Origin of the sequence: Ramlibacter sp. (assembly GCF_029866045.1) — a bacterium.
Taxonomy (GTDB): Bacteria; Pseudomonadota; Gammaproteobacteria; order Burkholderiales; family Burkholderiaceae_C; genus Ramlibacter.
In genome coordinates this window covers 13,902-30,694 of record NZ_JARXAB010000017.1, presented here as the reverse complement: position 1 = coordinate 30,694, position 16,793 = coordinate 13,902, and the positions used below count along the sequence as shown (strand labels likewise).

The window sequence follows — 16,793 nt, the reverse complement described above, 5'->3', positions numbered from 1 at the left end:
CACCAGCTCCAGCCGCAAGACCGGGTTGTCCAGTGCCATGAGCTGCTGCTTGGTCTCGACCGGCAGGGGCAGTAACTCGCTCCAGCGGTTGGCGACCCAGGCGCAGTCGTCCAGGTGCCAGGGCGAGCGCACCGGCATCCGGCTGCGGGCGTCGGCGGCGTGGGCACGGAGGGTTTCAAGCAGGTGGGCCAGGGATTTGGCATGACCCTGCAGGTCCTCTGGCACCGGCACCGCCGGATCGTCGGCCAGGGGGAGCGTTTGGCCCACCCACAGACCGTGCTTGAGTTGCTGGCTGGACTGGAGCTGAAAGCGCGAGCCGCCGTGGGCCTGGATCATCAGCAGCCCTGGCTGGGGCGCGCTGATCTCGGCCACCGTGGCCAGCGTGCCCACCGGATGGAAGGCCTCCGGGCCAGTACCGGCCTGGCGGACCTCATGGCCCTGTGTGAGCGTGACCACGCCGAAGGGCCGCCCCTCGCGCTGGCAGCGGCGAATCATGTCCAGGTAGCGCACCTCGAATATTCGCAGGGGCAACAGGCCGCCGGGAAAGAGCACCGTGCCCAAGGGGAACAGCGGCAGCCCGGGCCATTCATCGGAAGGGCCGGGGGCGCCGGCGGGCGAGGTGGGTGAGGGTTCGGACATGGGGTCTTGGTAGGAGCGACCGGTCCCTTCGCAGGGACAGGGTCGCTATCATCACAGAAGCCCATCACCCGAGTACGCGCCTATGCTTTTCCAGATTCTGTCCTTGCTGCTCGACGTGGCTGCGAGCCTGGTGGGTGGCGCCTGCCTGCTGCGTCTGTACATGCAGTGGCAGCGGGTGCCCTTTGGCAATCCGCTGGGTCGCTTCGTATTTGCGGTGAGCAACTGGCTGGTGCTGCCTCTGCGCCGGCTGCTGCCCGCCATGGGCCGGATCGACACCGCCAGCCTGATGGCGGCCTGGGCGGTGGAACTCGTTCAACTGGCGGTCCTGTGGTCGGTGTCGGGGGCCTTGGGTGGGCTGGCGACGGGACCGGCCTGGGCCCTGTTGCCCGTGCTGGCCGTGTTTGGACTGGCGCGGCTGGTGCTCTCGTGCATGACCGCCCTGGTCCTGCTGGGGGCCATCCTCTCCTGGGTGCGGGCCGACTCGGACATGGCCGACCTGGTCGAGCGCCTGTGTGTCCCGCTGCTGGCGCCCTTGCGGCGGCTTGTTCCGCGGGTGGGCGGGCTGGACCTCACGCCCCTGGCGCTGCTGGTCCTTTTGCAGATCGCGGGCATTGTGCTCTCGGGTCTGCAGGTGGCGGTGCTGGGGTGACGCGCGCCAGGCGACCATGAAAAACGGCCCCGAGGGGCCGTATGAGCAAAACCGCCCCGAAGGCCTCAGCTCACCGCATCCGCCGGCTGCCGCTGCAACATGGCCAAGGCGTTGGCCACGGTCTTGCGCAGTTCGCGGCGGTCGCAGATGAAGTCGACCGCGCCCTTTTGCTGCAGGAACTCGGCGCGCTGGAAGCCCTCGGGCAGGGTGACCCGCACCGTGGTCTCGATCACGCGCGGGCCGGCAAAGCCAATCAGGGCCTTGGGCTCGGCAATCACGATGTCACCCACGAAGGCAAAGCCCGCGCTCACCCCGCCCATGGTGGGGTCGGTCAGCACGCTGATGTAGGGCAGGCCCTTGGCCGCCAGACGGGTCAGCGCCGCATTGGTCTTGGCCATCTGCATGAGGGACAGCAAGCCCTCCTGCATGCGCGCGCCGCCGGTGGCGGTGAAACACAGGAAGGGCACCTTCTGCTCGATGGCGGTCTCGACGCCGCGCACGAAGCGCTCGCCAACCACCGAGCCCATGGAGCCGCCCATGAAGTCAAACTCGAAGGCTGCGACCACCAGGTTGATGCTGTGGACTGAGCCGCCCATCACCACCAGGGCGTCGGTCTCGCCGGTGTTCTCAAGGGCTTCCTTGAGGCGGTCGGGGTACTTGCGGCTGTCCTTGAACTTGAGCGGGTCAACCGGCAGCACCTCCTGGCCGACCTCGTAGCGGCCCTCCGGATCCAGGAAGGCGTCGAGCCGGGCGCGGGCCGACATGCGGTGGTGATGGCTGCAGGTGGGGCAGACGTTCTGGTTCTGCTCGAGGTCGGACTTGTACAACACCGACTCGCAGCTCGGGCACTTGATCCACAGGCCCTCGGGCACGCTGCGGCGCTCGGTGGGGTCAGTGGGCTGGATCTTCGGCGGCAGGAGTTTTTCGAGCCAGGACATAGGGGGTTCCTCTCGGGAGGGGGTGGGGCGCCAGCGGCGCCACCGACCCCGGGGCTGAGCCTGATTATGCGTCGAGCGCCTGTCGGATACCACCCAGGAAGGCCGCCGCCGCCGGGGCGACCTGGTCCCGGGGCTGGCCATCAATTACCTGGATCAGCTTGGTGCCGATGACGACCGCGTCGGCCACCCTACCGATGGCGCGGGCGGTCTCGGCGTCGCGGATGCCAAAGCCTACCCCGACCGGGATGTTCACATGCTGGCGGATGCGGGGCAGCATGGCCTCCACCGCGCCGGTGTCCAGGTTGCCGGCGCCGGTCACGCCCTTGAGCGAGACGTAGTAGACGTAGCCGCTGGCCACCCGTGCCACCTGCTGCATGCGCGCGTCTGTCGAAGTGGGCGCGAGCAGGAAGATGAGATCCAGGCCGTGGGCGTGCAGGTCGGCGGCAAATTGCTCGCATTCCACGGGGGGGTAGTCGACGTTGAGAAGTCCGTCGACACCAGACGCGGCGCAGTCGCGGATGAAAGCGCCCGGGCCGTGCTTGATGTCGTAGCGCTCCACCGGGTTGGCATAGCCCATGAGCACAACCGGCGTGCTGCTGTCCGTGCGGCGGAAATCGGCCACCATGGCCAGGACTTGTGTCATGCCCACGCCCTGAGCGAGTGCGCGCTCGCCGGCCTTCTGGATGACGGGGCCGTCGGCCATCGGGTCGGAGAAGGGCACGCCCAGCTCGATCACGTCGGCGCCGGCGGACACCATAGCCTGCATCAACGCGGGGGTGCAGTCGGCAAAGGGAAAGCCGGCGGTCACGTAGGGGATGAGGGCCTTGCGGCCCTGCGACTGCAGGCGGGCGAAGGTGGCGCCAATGCGGTTCGGGGAGGCAGCGCTCATGACTTGAACTCCACCGGGTGCACATCGCCTTTGACGGTCTGCCCGCGGCAGCTGGGTCGACAGTAAAAGTCGGCCTGGGACAGATCGGCCACGGTGCCGATGTCCTTGTCGCCGCGCCCAGAGAGGTTGACCAGGATATGTTGGTCAGAACGCATCGTCTTGGCCATCTTCATTGCGTAGGCGATGGCATGGCTCGACTCGAGCGCGGGGATGATGCCTTCGGTACGGCACAGGTAGTGAAAGGCGGACAGCGCCTCGGTGTCGGTCACGCCCACGTATTCGGCGCGGCCGATGTCCTTGAGCCAGGCGTGCTCGGGGCCTACGCCAGGGTAGTCGAGGCCAGCGGAGATGCTGTGCGTTTCGGTGATCTGGCCGTTTTCGTCTTGCAGGATGTAGGTGCGGTTGCCATGCAACACGCCGGGCTGACCGCGTTGCAGCGAGGCCGAATGCTTGCCACTGTCGAGACCCTCTCCGGCAGCTTCGACGCCGATGAGTCGCGTGCCCTCAAAGGGAATGTAGGGGTAGAAGATGCCCATCGCATTGCTGCCGCCGCCCACGCAGGCCAGCACCGCGTCGGGCTGGCGTCCGGCCATCTCGGGCATCTGCTCGATGGCTTCCTTGCCGATGATGCTCTGGAAGTCGCGCACCATCATCGGGTAGGGATGCGGGCCCGCCACGGTGCCGATGATGTAGAAGGTGTTTTCCACATTCGTCACCCAGTCGCGCATTGCCTCGTTCAAGGCGTCCTTGAGTGTGCGGCTGCCCAGTTCCACCGGCACCACCGTCGCGCCCAGCAGCTTCATGCGGTAGACGTTGGGGCTCTGGCGCTTGACATCCTCCGAGCCCATGTACACCACGCACTCCAGGCCGTAGCGGGCGCAAATGGTGGCGGTAGCCACGCCGTGCTGGCCAGCGCCGGTTTCGGCGATGACACGTGGCTTGCCCATGCGCTTGGCGAGCATGGCCTGGCCGATCACGTTGTTGATCTTGTGCGCGCCGGTGTGATTGAGGTCTTCGCGCTTCAAGTAAATCTGGGCGCCGCCCATCTCGCGGCTCATGCGGGCGGCGTGATAGATGGGGGAGGGCCGGCCGACGAAGTGCTTGAGCTCGTAGGCGAATTCGGCCAGGAACTCGGGGTCGTTCTGGTAGCGGGCGTAGGCGTCCCGCAGTTCGGCGATGGCGTGGGTCAGCGTCTCGCTGACGAAGCTGCCGCCATAGGGGCCGAAGTGCCCGGCGGCGTTGGGTTGTGCGTAGTCGATCATGGCTTGTCCTGCATGTTGGGCCTTGTACCTTGGGCCTTGTACCTTGGGCCGTTCAGCCTTTCGGTCGTGGGCCCCGCCTGCAATTGAATCTGCGAATGACCCGGGTCCGGCAGACATGCTGCGGAGGGCGGCCGCGGGGCCTCAGTCGGGTCTGTTCGCGAGGTGGGTGTCGGCCGCACGCACGGCGGCCACGAATTGGGCGATCTTCACGGCGTCCTTGATGCCTTTGGCACTCTCGACGCCGGAGCTCACGTCAACGGCCAGCGTTTTCGCGCGCGGCCGCACCTGGGCGATGCCATCGCCCACGTTTGCAGGTGTCAACCCACCAGACAAGACGAGGTGAGCGTTGACGTTTATTGGAATGCGTGACCAATCGAATGCCTTGCCGGCGCCGCCGAACCCGTCGACATGCGCGTCGAGCAGGATGGCCTGAGCCGAAGAATAGTTCTGGGCGAATGCTAGCAAATCGAAGCCGGCCCCCGGGTCAAGGGGGATTCGCGCTGCCCGCAGGAAGGGCCGGCCCGCCGCTGCTTCCAGGCACTGGGCCGGTGACTCGTCGCCGTGGAACTGCAGCAGGGCCTGGGGCATGTGGGCCAGGTCGGCCGCCACTGCCGCGGGCGATTCGTTCACGTACAGCAGCACCGGGGTCACGAAAGGCGGCAGCCGCCGGGCAAGTTCAGCGGCCTGTTCGATGCTCACATGGCGCAGGCTCCTGGGGTAGCGCACGAAGCCCACCGCGTCGGCCCCGGCTTCGACCGCGGCGTCCACGTCTTGGGCGCGGGTCAGTCCGCAAATTTTGATGCGGGTGCGGGTGAGGTTGCCTTGGTGGTCAGGCGGCGCATGCAGCGGGTGGGCCGGGGCGGTCATGGCAACCAATCATACGCAGGGGTGCGATCGGGCAGGCCCCAGGCGGGCTCGTAGACCGGCCCGAGGAAGTACAGGCCGTCGGGCGCGAAGGTGGGTGCGGCAGCGTCGCGGCTGCGTGCCGCCAGCACCGTGTCCATCCACTCGGGCGCTTGCAGGCCCTGGCCAACCAGCACCAGGCAGCCCATGATGTTGCGGATCATGTGGTGCAAAAAGGCGTTGGCCTCGAACTCGAAGCGCCAATAGGCGCCGCGGCGTTCGATCGTGATGCGCCGCATCGTTTTGACCGGCGAGCGCGCCTGGCAGCCTGAGGCGCGAAAGGAGCTGAAGTCATGCTCCCCCAGCAGCCGGTCGGCGGCCTGGCGCATCGGCTCGGCCTGCATGGGGCGGAAGACCCAGCCCGCTCGGTGCGCGTCCACACTTGGGCGAACCGGTGACTCAAGCAGCACGTAGGCATAGCGCCGGGCGAGGGCGCTGGCCCGGCTGTGAAAGCGCTCGGCCACCGGGTGCGCCCACTGCACCGCGATGTCGGGGGGCAAAAAGGCGTTGGTGCCGCGCACCCAGGAGAAGGCTTCGCGCGCCAGGGGCGTGTCGAAATGCACCACCTGCATGAGGCCGTGCACCCCGGCGTCGGTGCGGCCGGCGCAGACGGTCGCCACAGCTTGCGCCGCAAACTGCGAAAGGGCGGCCTCGAGTTTGTCCTGGACGGTGTTGCCGGAGGGCTGGCTTTGCCAGCCCTGGTAGCCATGGCCGCTGTAGCTCACGCCCATGGCCCAGCGTTGCAAGGGAGGCACCCCACCAGGCGCAACTGCGGCATCGCTGGAGGCCAGGCCTTGTACGTCGCCTGCAGCGCCTGCCATGGCGTTGGCGCCAGCGCCCTCGGCTGGCCGCATCAGCCCAACTCGGTCAGCAGGCGCTCGGCGCGCGCGCGCAAGTCGCCGCTGGCCTGGACCCGCACTTCCTCCGCGAGGCTGCGCGCGCCCTCGGTGTCGCCGATGCTGAGGAACTCTTCAGCGAGGGCGAGCTTGGTGGCCAGCGGGTCGGCAGCAGCGCCCGCGTCACCGGCAGGCTTGTTGAGGTCGAGTGACAGGCCGGCCAGGTCGAAGTCCATCGCCGCGCCGGGCGGGATGGGGCTGGCGCGGTAGTTGTCGGTGCGGGGGCCGAGGTCGTCCTCGAACAAGGCGTCGATCTCCGCGTCAGGGGCCGGCGCTGCCGCCCTTGACGCATCGGGAGCCGGCGTGGGCATGCGAAAGCCCTCGATGTCCAGGTCCAGCCCGGCGGGCACGTCAGCCCTGCGGTCCAGCCCCGCAGCGCCTGCGCTCGGCGGGCTGGGGTCGTAGGAGGGTGCGCTGGCAAATGCGCCTGCCCCAAAGGGTTCGTCCAGGCCGGCCGCGCCGGGCCCGGCGTCCTTGGCGTTGGCGCTGAACAGGGGATGGCCAATCGGTGCGAGGCTGGCGCCAAGCTCGACGACCCGGGCCCAGTCCCGACCCTGGGCGCCTGTCAGCGTCCGGGCGCGGCGGGCAAGCGGTTCAAAGGCATCCCAGTCGAAGCGGCGGGCAAACACTTCCAGCAACTTCACGATGACCGGCAGCCGATCCGGCGTGGCTCGGAGTGCCTCTTGCAGGACTTCCTCGGCCTGCAGGTCGCGACCGTAGGCCAGATAGACATCGGCCTCGGCGAGCGGGTCGGTCTCCGCCTGTGTGTCCGAGCCGGTCGCGTTGTAGCTGGAAATCGCTCTTTCCGCGCCACGCGCCAGGCCCGCGCCGTCGCCGGGTTCGCCGCTTGCTTGGGTCCCGGGGCGTGTGGGCGTAGGGGCGGGAGTGGGGGCCGCCGATCCGGCCGGCTTGCGTCGGCTCCACCAGAGCAATCCGCCGATTGCGGCCAGCCCCGCCAAGACGGCAGCCCCGATGGCCAGAGTCCAGGGCTGGTTGACCCGGTCTCCGAGGGCCGCCAGCAGGCGGTCGGCCAAACCGGTACGAACGTTTGCTGCGCCCGAGGCGGCCTTGGCCGGGGTGGAGGCTGGCGCTTGGGCAGATGATGCGGCGGCCGCCGGCGCATCGCTGGCAGCTTCGGCGGGCGCGGATGCTGCCTCGGAAGCTGCTGCAGCGGGGGTGGATGCAGCGGGGCTAGATGCCGCCGAAGCAGGGCTGGCCGGCAGGTTCAGGGCCACGCCGGCAGCAGATGCTGCTGAGCCGGGCGGGCGGGCACCGGCAACGCCGGCGTTCAGGCGGTTGAGCTCTGCGATGTTGCGTTCGAGCTCGGACTGGCGTTGGCTGGCCTCTTGTTCCGCGCGTTGCCGGGCGATGCGGTCTTCATTGGCCGTGCGCTGGGCATCCGCGCTGCTGGCTTTGCTCGCTGCGCTGGCTGCCGCGGCGGCGCTTGCCGAAGCCTGGCCCTGCACCGCGCCCTTGGACAGGGTGAGACGGTCTGGCGTGGCGTCAGCCGGGCGGCGGCCTTTTTCTTCCACCCGCGCCTCGACCCGACCCGTCGCGCGCCGGCTGGCGGCCGGTCCGGCGTCGGTCGGTCCAGCGCCTGGCGCAGCGCCCTCGGGACGGGCAGCGGTGGCCTCTGCCAGTCGGCGGCGGAACGCGTTGAAATCCTGGCTCTGGGCAATGACGGTACGCCGTGCCTCCCGCGCTTCGACCGTGGCTGCGGTTTCGGCGGCAGGCATCTCCAGCACCGCACCGGCCTTGAGCCGGTTCATGTTGTTCCCGACAAAGGCATCGGGGTTTGCGCGCAGCAGTGCAACCAGCATTTGCTCGAGCGACACGCTGGCGGGCTTGGCGACGGCGACCAGCCGGCCGGCGGTGTCGCCGGGTTTGACGGTGACTCGGGTTGTGGCGGGTGCGCTGGCCGCTTGCGTTGGAATGGGGGCAGAAGCAGCCGGCGTAGACGCAGGTGGTGTTGCCGATGCGGCAGCGGACGGGCTGGTAGCCCCAGGGGCTGCGGTGGACTCTCCGGGGGCCAGCCCGGCGGCTTGCGGCAGCGGCGGCAACTGAGCTGGTACCGCCGATGCGGGGGGCGTGGGTGTGCCGGGTGTGGTGGACGCCTCGGCGCGGTTGGCGGGCGGGTCGAACAGCAGGGTGTAGTCGCGGACGATACGACCAGCGCTCCAACTCGCCTCCAGCAGCAGATCAATCACCGGCTCGTTGATGACCCGGTCGCTCGACAGCCGGATGATGAAGCGGCCGTTGCTTAGGCGCTCGGGGCTGACTCGCAGCTCTGCCAAGGCCGGGTGCCGCTCAATGCCGGCGGCTCGGAAGGCCTCCAGCGCGGCCGGCGCAGCGCGCAGGCTGGCCGCCTCTTCGGGGGTGATCTGTGTGACCTCGACCTCGGCCCGCAGGGGCTCCCCGAGGGAGGACTGCACGCTGATCCGGCCCAGGGCCAGGGCAAAGACATTCGTGAGGGGCAGCAGCAGGGCCACCGCAGCGGCGACCGGCAAGAGTCTCATGGTAGGGAGGACAGCGTCAGAAGGGAGGGATCCGATCGACCATAACAGCAAGCCTTGGGAGTGACAAGCAGCGCCCGCGCGGTGCGACCCGCTGCGGTCGCGCTCGCGCTTCAGGCTTCCAGCAGGATGCGCAGCATGCGGCGCAACGGCTCAGCAGCACCCCAGAGCAACTGGTCGCCGATGGTGAAGGCGCCAAGGTACTCCGGGCCCATGGCCATCTTGCGCAGGCGTCCCACCGGAATGCCCAGCGTGCCGGTGACCGCCACTGGGGTCAGGCCGGCCATCGTGGCCTCGCGGGTGTTGGGGATGACCTTCACCCAGTCGTTGTCGGCGGCGATCATCGCCTCGATGTCGGCCAGGGGCACGTCCTTCTTGAGCTTGAAGGTCAGGGCCTGGCTGTGGCAGCGCATGGCACCGATGCGCACACAGAAGCCGTCCACCGGTACAGCAGGCGTGCTGAAGCCGGCGCCTTGGCCCAGGATCTTGTTGGTCTCAGCGCCGCCCTTCCACTCTTCGCGGGACATGCCAGCCCCCAGGTCCTTGTCGATCCAGGGAATGAGGGAGCCGCCCAGCGGTACGGCGAAGTTGGCGGTCTCGGCTGCCGACAAGGACTGCTGGCGTGCCAGCACCTTGCGGTCGATCTCAAGGATGGCGGACTTGGGGTCGTCCAGCAGGGACTTCACCTCGGCGTTGAGCGTACCGAACTGCGTCAGGAGTTCACGCATGTGTTGTGCGCCGCCACCCGAGGCCGCCTGGTAGGTCATGGACGACATCCACTCCACCAGGCCCGCCTTGTACAGGGCGCCCACGCCCATCAGCATGCAGCTCACGGTGCAGTTGCCGCCGATCCAGTTGCGGCCGCCTTGGGCCAGGGCGTTCTTGATCATCGGCATGTTGACCGGGTCGAGCACGATGACCGCGTCGTCCTTCATGCGCAGGGTGGAGGCGGCGTCGATCCAGTGGCCCGTCCACCCCGCGGCGCGCAGCTTGGGGAAGACTTCGGTGGTGTAGTCACCGCCCTGTGCGGTGAGGATGATGTCGCACTTCTTTAGGGCTTCGATGTCGAAGGCATCTCTTAGAGTGGTTTCGTTCTTGGCCATTGCAGGGGCCTTGCCGCCAGCGTTAGAGGTGGAGAAGAACACCGGCTCGATGTGGGCGAAGTCGCCCTCGGCCTGCATACGGTCCATCAGGACCGAGCCAACCATGCCGCGCCAGCCCACAAGGCCAACCAACTTGCTCATTTCATCGCCCTTTCAAGTTTTCAAACAGTGCCACGATCGACTGTTTGCCCGGCTCGTCTGGCCGGGAGGGCGCACGACGAACCAGAGCCGTTCAGCCCTTAATAGTCGGAGTGTTGGTAGTGGTCGCGCGCGCGCCTGCAGCGGCCAGGCGGGCGGCTGCGGGGTTCGAGGAGAACGGGCGGGCGGCGAACATCCGGTGAATTGTACCGGAGGGGCTTACCTCACCCTGATTCGGGCCCTGAATGGAAAAACGCGCATGAAGGCGCGTTGTGTGAAGCGCTCCTCGAAGGCGCGTTGCGTGAGAACGCCCCCCGAGGGCGCGTTGTGTGAAACGCTCCTCGAAGGCGCGTTGGGTTACCGGGAGAGCGCCTCAGCCTAGCGCCTTGACCACGGCTTCGCCCATTTCGCGGGTGCCGACCTTGGTGGTGCCCTCGCTGTAGATGTCGGGCGTGCGCAGGCCCTGCGCCAGCACCTTCTTGACCGCCACTTCAATTCGGTCGGCGGCCTCGGCCTGGTTCAGACTGAAGCGCAGCATCATCGCGGCCGAGAGGATGGTGGCCAGCGGATTGGCCACGCCCTTGCCGGCGATGTCGGGGGCCGAACCGTGCGAGGGCTCGTACAGGCCCTGGTTCTTGGAGTTCAAGCTGGCCGAGGGCAGCATGCCGATGGAGCCGGTGAGCATGGCCGCCTCATCGGAGAGGATGTCGCCGAACATATTGCCGGTGACCACCACATCGAAGAACTTGGGCTTTTTGACCAATTGCATGGCAGCGTTGTCCACATACATGTGGTCGAGCGTCACGTCCGGATATTCCTTGCCGATCTCGGTGAGCACGTCCTTCCACAACTGGAAGGTCTCGAGCACGTTGGCCTTGTCGACGCTGGTGACATGCTTACCGCGCTTGCGGGCAGCCTGGAAGGCGACGTGAGCGATGCGCTCGATCTCCGGACGCGAGTAGCGCATGGTGTCGAAGGCTTCCTCGGCGCCGGGGAAATGGCCGTCGGTGGCGACACGGCGGCCACGGGGCTGGCCGAAGTAAATGTCGCCGGTGAGCTCGCGGATGATGAGGATGTCGAGGCCGGCAATCAGCTCGGGCTTGAGGCTGGAGGCGTCTACCAGCTGCTCGTAGCAGATGGCCGGGCGGAAGTTGGCGAACAGGCCCAGATTCTTGCGCAGGCCCAGGATGGCCTGCTCCGGGCGCAGCGCGCGCTCGAGCTTGTCGTACTTCCAGTCGCCCACTGCACCGAACAGGATGGCATCGGCCGACTGGGCGAGCTTGAGCGTGGCGTCGGGCAGTGGGTGGCCGTGGGCCTCGTAGGCGGCGCCGCCCACCAGGGCGGTTTCCATCTCGAATGAAAGGCCCAGGACATGGAGGACCTTGACCGCCTCAGCGACGATTTCGGTGCCGATGCCGTCACCGGGCAGAACTGCGATTTTCATGGGGATTTTGAGTACCAAAAAGGGCAGGGCGTTGGCGCCAGCGCGCCAACGGCAAATGTCAGCCGTGCAGCGTGCGAGCCAGCCAGGGCTTGGTGGCCAGGCGCTGGGCTTCAAAGCTGCGGATCTTGTCGGCGTGGCGCAGGGTCAGTCCGATATCGTCAAAGCCATTGATCAGGCAGTACTTGCGGAAGGCCTGGACGTCAAATGGGATCTCTTCGCCCCGGGGGCGCACGATCACCTGGCGCTCGAGGTCGACGGTGAGGCTGTAGCCCGGGAAGGCGGCGACCTCGTCGAACAGGCGGGCCACGATGGCCTCGGGCAGGGCGATGGGCAGCAGGCCGTTCTTGAAGCAGTTGTTGAAGAAGATGTCGGCAAAGCTCGGGGCGATCAGCGCCCGGACGCCCCACTGGACGATGGCCCAGGGCGCATGCTCACGGGATGACCCGCAGCCAAAGTTCTTGCGCGCAATCATGATGGACGCGCCCTGGTAGCGGGGTTGGTTCAGCACGAAGTCCGGGTTGGGCTTGCGTGAGGCCGGGTCCTGGCCGGGTTCGCCCGGGTCGAGGTAGCGCCACTCGTCAAAGAGGTTGGGGCCAAAGCCGGTCTTACGGATCGACTTCAGAAACTGTTTGGGGATGATGGCGTCGGTGTCGACGTTCTCACGGTCCATGGGCACGACAACGCCCTTGTGCACGGTGAACTTGTCCATGGCTTTACTTCTTTTTGGCCGCGTCTTCGATGACGCCGCCGGCTTTTTTGATGTCCTGGCCGATGCCTTCGAGCGTGTTGCAGCCGGACAGCATCAGGCTGACGATGGCAGAGAGGATCAGGGCGGTGAGTGATTTCATGGCGGGCTCTCCGGGAGCGGTCAGGCGAACTGGCGGATGTCGACGAAGTGGCCGTGGATCGCCGCGGCCGCGGCCATGGCGGGTGACACCAGATGGGTGCGCCCACCGCCACCCTGGCGACCTTCGAAGTTGCGGTTGCTGGTCGAAGCGCAGCGCTCACCGGCTTCGAGCCGGTCGGCGTTCATCGCCAGGCACATGGAGCAGCCCGGTTCGCGCCACTCGAAGCCGGCGGCCATGAAGACCTCGTGCAGTCCCTCGCGCTCGGCCTGTGCCTTCACCACCCCCGAGCCCGGAACGACCAGGGCCTGCTTGACGGTCTTCGATACTTTTTGGCCCAGGCGCTTAACCACAGCAGCGGCCTCGCGCATGTCCTCGATGCGGCTGTTGGTGCACGAGCCGATGAAGACCTTGTCGACATGAATGTCGGCCAGCGGCTTGCCGGGCTCCAGGCCCATGTAGGCCAGGGCGCGCTCCATGGCGCCGCGCTTGTTGGCGTCTTTTTCTTTGTCGGGGTCGGGCACGCGGGCGTCCACGCCCAGCACCATTTCGGGGGAGGTGCCCCAGGTGACCTGCGGCAGGATCTGGGTGGCGTCCAAGGTCACCACGGCGTCGAAGCTCGCATCCGGGTCGGAGTACAGGGTTCGCCAGTAGGCGGCCGCCTGGTCCCACTCGACGCCAGCGGGCGCCAGCGGGCGGCCCTTGACGTACTCGATGGTCTTGTCGTCGACCGCCACCAGGCCGGCGCGTGCACCGGCTTCGATGGCCATATTGCACACCGTCATGCGGCCTTCCATGGACAGGCTGCGAATGGCAGCGCCGCCGAACTCGATGGTGTAGCCGGTACCACCTGCGGTACCTATCTTTCCGATGATGGCCAGCACCATGTCCTTGGCAGTGACGCCGCGGGCCAGTTGGCCATCAACCCTGACCAGCATGTTCTTGGCCTTTTTGGCCAGCAAGGTCTGGGTGGCCATCACGTGCTCGACTTCGGAGGTGCCGATGCCGTGCGCTAGCGCGCCGAAGGCGCCGTGGGTGGAGGTGTGGCTGTCGCCGCAGACCACGGTCATGCCCGGCAGGGTGGCGCCCTGCTCCGGGCCGATGACGTGGACGATGCCCTGGCGCTTGTCCAAGAAGGGGAAGTAGGCGGCAGAGCCGAACTCGGCAATGTTCTTGTCCAGCGTAGTCACCTGCTCCTTGGAGATCGGGTCGGTGATGCCGTCGTAGCCCAGCTCCCAGCCGGTGGTGGGCGTGTTGTGATCGGCGGTGGCGACGATGGAGCTGATGCGCCAGACCTTGCGGTCTGTCTCGCGCAGGCCCTCGAAGGCCTGCGGGCTGGTCACCTCGTGGACCAGATGGCGGTCGATGTAGAGGACGGCGGTGCCGTCTTCCTCGGTGTGGACGACATGTTCGTCCCAGATCTTGTCGTAGAGGGTGCGTCCCATGATGTGGCGGTCCGTGCGGTCCTGGTGGACTCAGGTTGCGTGCAGACTGCCATTTTATGTCTTGCTCGGCATGTGCCCGGCGCAGGCAGCTCAGGGCCGCATGCCCAGCGCGGGGACGACGAGGCTGTGCAGGTACAGGCGGCCCGCCGCTTCGGTCACGCCGGTGATGTCGTGCCAGCGACCGCTGGGGTCTTGCAGGTCGACGACCACCTCGCCCTGCTCGGTGAAGGCGATGGCATGGCCATAGGGCGCAGGGGCGGGCAGCAGCGCCTGGGGCAAACGCAGGGTGATGGTGCGCAGGAAGGGGAGAGCGGCCAGTTGGTCGGCAAGTTGGCTGCGCGCCTGGGGCAGCCCCAGCCAATAGCGACCCTGGCTGCCCCGGGTGAGGTTGTCCGGAAAGGCGGGCAGATTATCCAGCAGCACCCGCGCCTGGTCCGTGCCGCCCTTTCGAACATCGAGGTTGCGCGCCGCGAGGTCGATGCGCCAGACCCGGTAGCGACCCGTCTCCACCACCAGCAGCGAGCGGCCGTCTTGGGTTACCACGATCCCGTTGGCAAAGACCAGTCCCCGCGCGATCACCTCGGTGCGACGGGTAACAGGGTCGTAGACCAGAACCCGACCGCTTCCGCGTTGCTCAATGATTTCGGCGACGCTCGCGCCCAGTGGGCCTCCCCACTCCTCTGGCGCAAAGTGCTGGCTGCCTTCCGTGAAGTAGATGCGGCCGTCGGCGCCGGTGGTAACCGCATCGGCGTAGCGGATCGGGTCTCCTGGGCCGACTTCCTGTGTCAGCAGCGAGACCTTGCCGCCGGAGTCGATCGCGATCAGGCCTCGGTATGCATCGGCGGCGATGAGTCGGCCCTGCGCGTCAAAGTCGAACCCCAGCACCCGGCCGCCCGTGTCGGCTACGACCTCCTGGCTGGACCCGTCGGGCGCCATCCGCACCACTCGCCCGTTGTCCAGGCCCATGTAGACCTTGCCGTCGGGCCCGACCGCCACATGCTCTGGCCCTGCGCCCCAGGTCAGCGGTACTGGTTTGAAGGCCGCCAGTTTCTCGTTGGGCAGATGCACGCCCTGGTACCCGTCAGAGGGTTGCGGCTGCCAGCTCACGGGGCTGGCATCGATTGGCCAGAACAGCAGGTAGGTCAGCGCCACAAGCAGAGCGGCGATCGGGAGACGGATCCAGAATTTTGGGTGCATGAAGGTCCTTTGATGGCGGATGGCCACCTGTACGCGCCCCAGGACGTGTTGGCGGGGGCGGTGCCGCAATCATCTAATGATGAGCTATTTAATACTACATTCTCATCGTTTGCGAGCGAGGCTTTTCGCGGCGTTGGCTTCGCCAGCCACTTGGCGAGGCGGTGAAGGGGCACACGCGGGACGAATGCAGGTTTAGACTGCACAGAATTCTGTACATGGGAGTGCAAAGTGGCTATTCACGCGCGAGATGTTGTTCCCTTTACCCAGGCCCGGGCGCGGCTCTCGGAACTAGCTGAGGAGGTCAAGGCTGGCGCTGAGAAGGTCATCACCCGCAACGGGGAGAGCTATGTGGCGCTGATCGACGCAGCGCGCCTCGACTACTACCACCAACTGGAGGAGGAGCGGATGACGCTGCTGCTGCTTGAGGATGCGAGGCGGGGGTTTGAGGACATCGAGGCCGGGCGGACAGAGGATGCTGCGGAGTCCATCGCCCGTCGGCTCAAACGGCTGCGCCAATCGACTCGTTGATCTGCCATGACGGACGAGGCCGAGTCACGCTACCGGGTGATCCTGACCGCGGGCTTCAATGCCAGGTTGGACGAGATCGAGCGCTTTTACGCCAGCGTCGGGGCCACCTCTGTCGTCGAGGCCCTGTTGATAGCGCTGCATGAAACGGTCATCCCCAACCTCGCGCGGTTCCCGCGCATGGGGCGGCGCTATGGAGACCGTGGCGCGCCGTCCGAGGGCGCACGGGCGGCTTTGGAGGGCCTGCCCGCCCTCCACGCAGGAGCCCTGCGTGAATACCTGCACGGCGACTACCTGATGCTCTATGCAGTGACCGATCCCCAACGCACAGTGCACCTTTTGTCCATCCGCCACCATGGGCAATGGTCCTTCGATCCCGCAGGCTGGGAGCCACCTGCCCGCTGATGTGATCGGCGGGCATTGCACAATGGCGCGTTGGAGTGCAGGGCCCGCGAGCCGTTGACTGGCAAGCCACTTCGCCGCGCCCCTCTACGAGAATACGAAACCCACAGTACTTATGTCCGAATCCCGCTTCATCCGGGCCGGTGTCATGGGGTGGCCGGTGGCCCACTCCCGATCGCCCGTTATCCACAAGCATTGGATCGCCCAGTACGGTCTCCAGGGCACCTACGTGCAGTTGCCGGTCCCACCCGAGCGCTTGGGTGATGCCATCCGCGGCCTGCCTGCGCTGGGCTTTGCCGGTTGCAATGTGACGGTGCCCCATAAGGTGCAGGCGCTGAGGCTGATGGACGACCTCCATCCGGTGGCCCGGCGGATGGCCGCCATCAACACCATCGTCGTGCGCGAGGACGGTAGCCTGTATGGCATGAACAACGACGGCGCCGGTTGGGTGCAGAGCCTGCGCGACGCCGACCCGGCCTGGCGCGGAGATGCCGGCCCGGCCCTGGTGCTGGGCGCCGGCGGCGCTGCCCGCGCCATCGTGGTGGCCCTGCTGGACGAGGGCGCCCCCGAGGTCCGCCTGACCAATCGAACCCGTGAAAAGGCCGAGGCCCTGGCACAAGAGCTTGGCACCCAGGTCAAGGTGGTCGACTGGAAAGACCGCAACCAGGCGATGGCCGGCGTGAGCCTGTTGGTCAACACGACCACCCAGGGCATGCAGGGTCACCCGGCCCTGGATGTGGTGCTTGACGACCTGCCTGCCGGCGCTCTGGTGTCTGACCTGGTCTACATCCCGCTGGAAACGCCTCTGCTGGCCACGGCGCGCCAGCGCGGGCACCGCGCGGTCGGCGGCTTGGGCATGTTGATCAACCAGGCGAGGCCGGCTTTCCACGCCTGGTTCGGCGTGATGCCCGAGGTGACGCCGGCCTTGCGGGCTGCGCTACAGGCCACGTTCTGAGGTGAGGCGGTTGACGCTGCAGCCCGGCTGAGGGGCGGTCGTCCCCGGGT

At 67.2% G+C, this 16,793-nt stretch carries 17 protein-coding genes; 4 read left to right on the top strand and 13 right to left on the bottom strand.

Going from position 1 to position 16,793, the window contains the following annotated elements; genetic code table 11:
- Positions 1 to 639, bottom strand: a 639-nt coding sequence (locus QE494_RS01335) for an LON peptidase substrate-binding domain-containing protein (RefSeq protein ID WP_300040715.1), incomplete at its 3' end; no start/stop codon positions are given.
- A gap of 82 nt (positions 640 to 721) precedes the next feature.
- Between QE494_RS01335 and QE494_RS01330 the strand changes: the two genes are divergently transcribed.
- Complete coding sequence (locus QE494_RS01330) at positions 722 to 1,288, top strand: YggT family protein (RefSeq protein ID WP_300040713.1); 567 nt, start codon at positions 722 to 724, stop codon at positions 1,286 to 1,288.
- Positions 1,289 to 1,353: 65 nt separating this feature from the next.
- On the opposite strand, the gene accD is transcribed toward QE494_RS01330, so the two are convergent.
- From accD to QE494_RS01270, 12 genes are all read right to left on the bottom strand, one after another.
- On the bottom strand, positions 1,354 to 2,226 hold the full coding sequence (gene accD / locus QE494_RS01325; protein WP_300040711.1) for an acetyl-CoA carboxylase, carboxyltransferase subunit beta: 873 nt from the start codon (positions 2,224 to 2,226) through the stop codon (positions 1,354 to 1,356).
- Positions 2,227 to 2,290: 64 nt separating this feature from the next.
- Positions 2,291 to 3,115 (bottom strand): tryptophan synthase subunit alpha, encoded by an 825-nt coding sequence (gene trpA / locus QE494_RS01320; protein WP_300040709.1) that lies wholly within the window; start codon positions 3,113 to 3,115, stop codon positions 2,291 to 2,293.
- Positions 3,112 to 4,377 carry a tryptophan synthase subunit beta gene (gene trpB, locus QE494_RS01315; RefSeq protein ID WP_300040707.1) on the bottom strand — a complete coding sequence of 422 codons (1,266 nt, stop codon included), beginning with the start codon at positions 4,375 to 4,377 and terminating at the stop codon, positions 3,112 to 3,114. The genes trpA and trpB overlap by 4 nt, the downstream gene beginning before the upstream one ends.
- 141 nt (positions 4,378 to 4,518) lie before the next feature.
- Positions 4,519 to 5,244 (bottom strand): phosphoribosylanthranilate isomerase, encoded by a 726-nt coding sequence (locus tag QE494_RS01310; protein ID WP_300040705.1) that lies wholly within the window; start codon positions 5,242 to 5,244, stop codon positions 4,519 to 4,521.
- The gene (gene truA / locus QE494_RS01305; protein WP_300040717.1) at positions 5,241 to 6,011 is read right to left on the bottom strand and encodes a tRNA pseudouridine(38-40) synthase TruA; all 771 of its coding nucleotides are present in this window, start codon (positions 6,009 to 6,011) and stop codon (positions 5,241 to 5,243) included. The genes QE494_RS01310 and truA overlap by 4 nt, the downstream gene beginning before the upstream one ends.
- A 122-nt stretch (positions 6,012 to 6,133) precedes the next feature.
- The gene (locus tag QE494_RS01300; protein ID WP_300040703.1) at positions 6,134 to 8,692 is read right to left on the bottom strand and encodes a FimV/HubP family polar landmark protein; all 2,559 of its coding nucleotides are present in this window, start codon (positions 8,690 to 8,692) and stop codon (positions 6,134 to 6,136) included.
- Positions 8,693 to 8,802: 110 nt separating this feature from the next.
- Positions 8,803 to 9,933 (bottom strand): aspartate-semialdehyde dehydrogenase, encoded by a 1,131-nt coding sequence (asd, locus tag QE494_RS01295; protein WP_300040701.1) that lies wholly within the window; start codon positions 9,931 to 9,933, stop codon positions 8,803 to 8,805.
- A gap of 370 nt (positions 9,934 to 10,303) precedes the next feature.
- Entirely contained in the window at positions 10,304 to 11,374 is a 1,071-nt protein-coding gene (gene leuB, locus QE494_RS01290) for a 3-isopropylmalate dehydrogenase (RefSeq protein WP_300040699.1), read from the bottom strand.
- Between the two features lie 58 nt (positions 11,375 to 11,432).
- Entirely contained in the window at positions 11,433 to 12,083 is a 651-nt protein-coding gene (leuD, locus tag QE494_RS01285; RefSeq protein WP_300040697.1) for a 3-isopropylmalate dehydratase small subunit, read from the bottom strand.
- A gap of 4 nt (positions 12,084 to 12,087) precedes the next feature.
- The gene (locus QE494_RS01280) at positions 12,088 to 12,222 is read right to left on the bottom strand and encodes an entericidin A/B family lipoprotein (RefSeq protein ID WP_300040695.1); all 135 of its coding nucleotides are present in this window, start codon (positions 12,220 to 12,222) and stop codon (positions 12,088 to 12,090) included.
- A gap of 20 nt (positions 12,223 to 12,242) precedes the next feature.
- On the bottom strand, positions 12,243 to 13,664 hold the full coding sequence (gene leuC, locus QE494_RS01275) for a 3-isopropylmalate dehydratase large subunit (protein WP_300040693.1): 1,422 nt from the start codon (positions 13,662 to 13,664) through the stop codon (positions 12,243 to 12,245).
- 90 nt (positions 13,665 to 13,754) lie between these two features.
- Positions 13,755 to 14,861 carry an SMP-30/gluconolactonase/LRE family protein gene (locus tag QE494_RS01270; protein ID WP_300040691.1) on the bottom strand — a complete coding sequence of 369 codons (1,107 nt, stop codon included), beginning with the start codon at positions 14,859 to 14,861 and terminating at the stop codon, positions 13,755 to 13,757.
- Positions 14,862 to 15,089: 228 nt separating this feature from the next.
- On the opposite strand from QE494_RS01270, the gene QE494_RS01265 reads away from it, so the two are divergent.
- From QE494_RS01265 to QE494_RS01255, 3 genes are all read left to right on the top strand, one after another.
- Positions 15,090 to 15,389: a type II toxin-antitoxin system Phd/YefM family antitoxin gene (locus QE494_RS01265; protein WP_300040689.1), complete on the top strand. Its 300-nt coding sequence runs from the start codon at positions 15,090 to 15,092 to the stop codon at positions 15,387 to 15,389.
- Positions 15,390 to 15,395: 6 nt separating this feature from the next.
- Positions 15,396 to 15,791, top strand: a complete 396-nt coding sequence (locus tag QE494_RS01260; protein ID WP_300040687.1) for a type II toxin-antitoxin system RelE/ParE family toxin — start codon at positions 15,396 to 15,398, stop codon at positions 15,789 to 15,791.
- Between the two features lie 112 nt (positions 15,792 to 15,903).
- A complete protein-coding gene (locus tag QE494_RS01255; protein ID WP_300040685.1) occupies positions 15,904 to 16,743 on the top strand; it encodes a shikimate dehydrogenase in 840 nt (279 codons plus the stop codon).
- The last annotated feature ends 50 nt before the right edge of the window (positions 16,744 to 16,793 follow it).

Coding starts and splice junctions, on each gene's coding strand:
- QE494_RS01310 (WP_300040705.1), bottom strand. CDS start 5,244: ATGACCGCCCCGGCCCACCCGCTGCATGCGCCGCCTGACCACCAAGGC.
- accD (WP_300040711.1), bottom strand. CDS start 2,226: ATGTCCTGGCTCGAAAAACTCCTGCCGCCGAAGATCCAGCCCACTGAC.
- leuC (WP_300040693.1), bottom strand. CDS start 13,664: ATGGGACGCACCCTCTACGACAAGATCTGGGACGAACATGTCGTCCAC.
- leuD (WP_300040697.1), bottom strand. CDS start 12,083: ATGGACAAGTTCACCGTGCACAAGGGCGTTGTCGTGCCCATGGACCGT.
- QE494_RS01260 (WP_300040687.1), top strand. CDS start 15,396: ATGACGGACGAGGCCGAGTCACGCTACCGGGTGATCCTGACCGCGGGC.
- QE494_RS01270 (WP_300040691.1), bottom strand. CDS start 14,861: ATGCACCCAAAATTCTGGATCCGTCTCCCGATCGCCGCTCTGCTTGTG.
- leuB (WP_300040699.1), bottom strand. CDS start 11,374: ATGAAAATCGCAGTTCTGCCCGGTGACGGCATCGGCACCGAAATCGTC.
- trpA (WP_300040709.1), bottom strand. CDS start 3,115: ATGAGCGCTGCCTCCCCGAACCGCATTGGCGCCACCTTCGCCCGCCTG.
- truA (WP_300040717.1), bottom strand. CDS start 6,011: ATGGGCGTGAGCTACAGCGGCCATGGCTACCAGGGCTGGCAAAGCCAG.
- asd (WP_300040701.1), bottom strand. CDS start 9,933: ATGAGCAAGTTGGTTGGCCTTGTGGGCTGGCGCGGCATGGTTGGCTCG.
- QE494_RS01300 (WP_300040703.1), bottom strand. CDS start 8,692: ATGAGACTCTTGCCGGTCGCCGCTGCGGTGGCCCTGCTGCTGCCCCTC.
- QE494_RS01255 (WP_300040685.1), top strand. CDS start 15,904: ATGTCCGAATCCCGCTTCATCCGGGCCGGTGTCATGGGGTGGCCGGTG.
- QE494_RS01330 (WP_300040713.1), top strand. CDS start 722: ATGCTTTTCCAGATTCTGTCCTTGCTGCTCGACGTGGCTGCGAGCCTG.
- trpB (WP_300040707.1), bottom strand. CDS start 4,377: ATGATCGACTACGCACAACCCAACGCCGCCGGGCACTTCGGCCCCTAT.
- QE494_RS01280 (WP_300040695.1), bottom strand. CDS start 12,222: ATGAAATCACTCACCGCCCTGATCCTCTCTGCCATCGTCAGCCTGATG.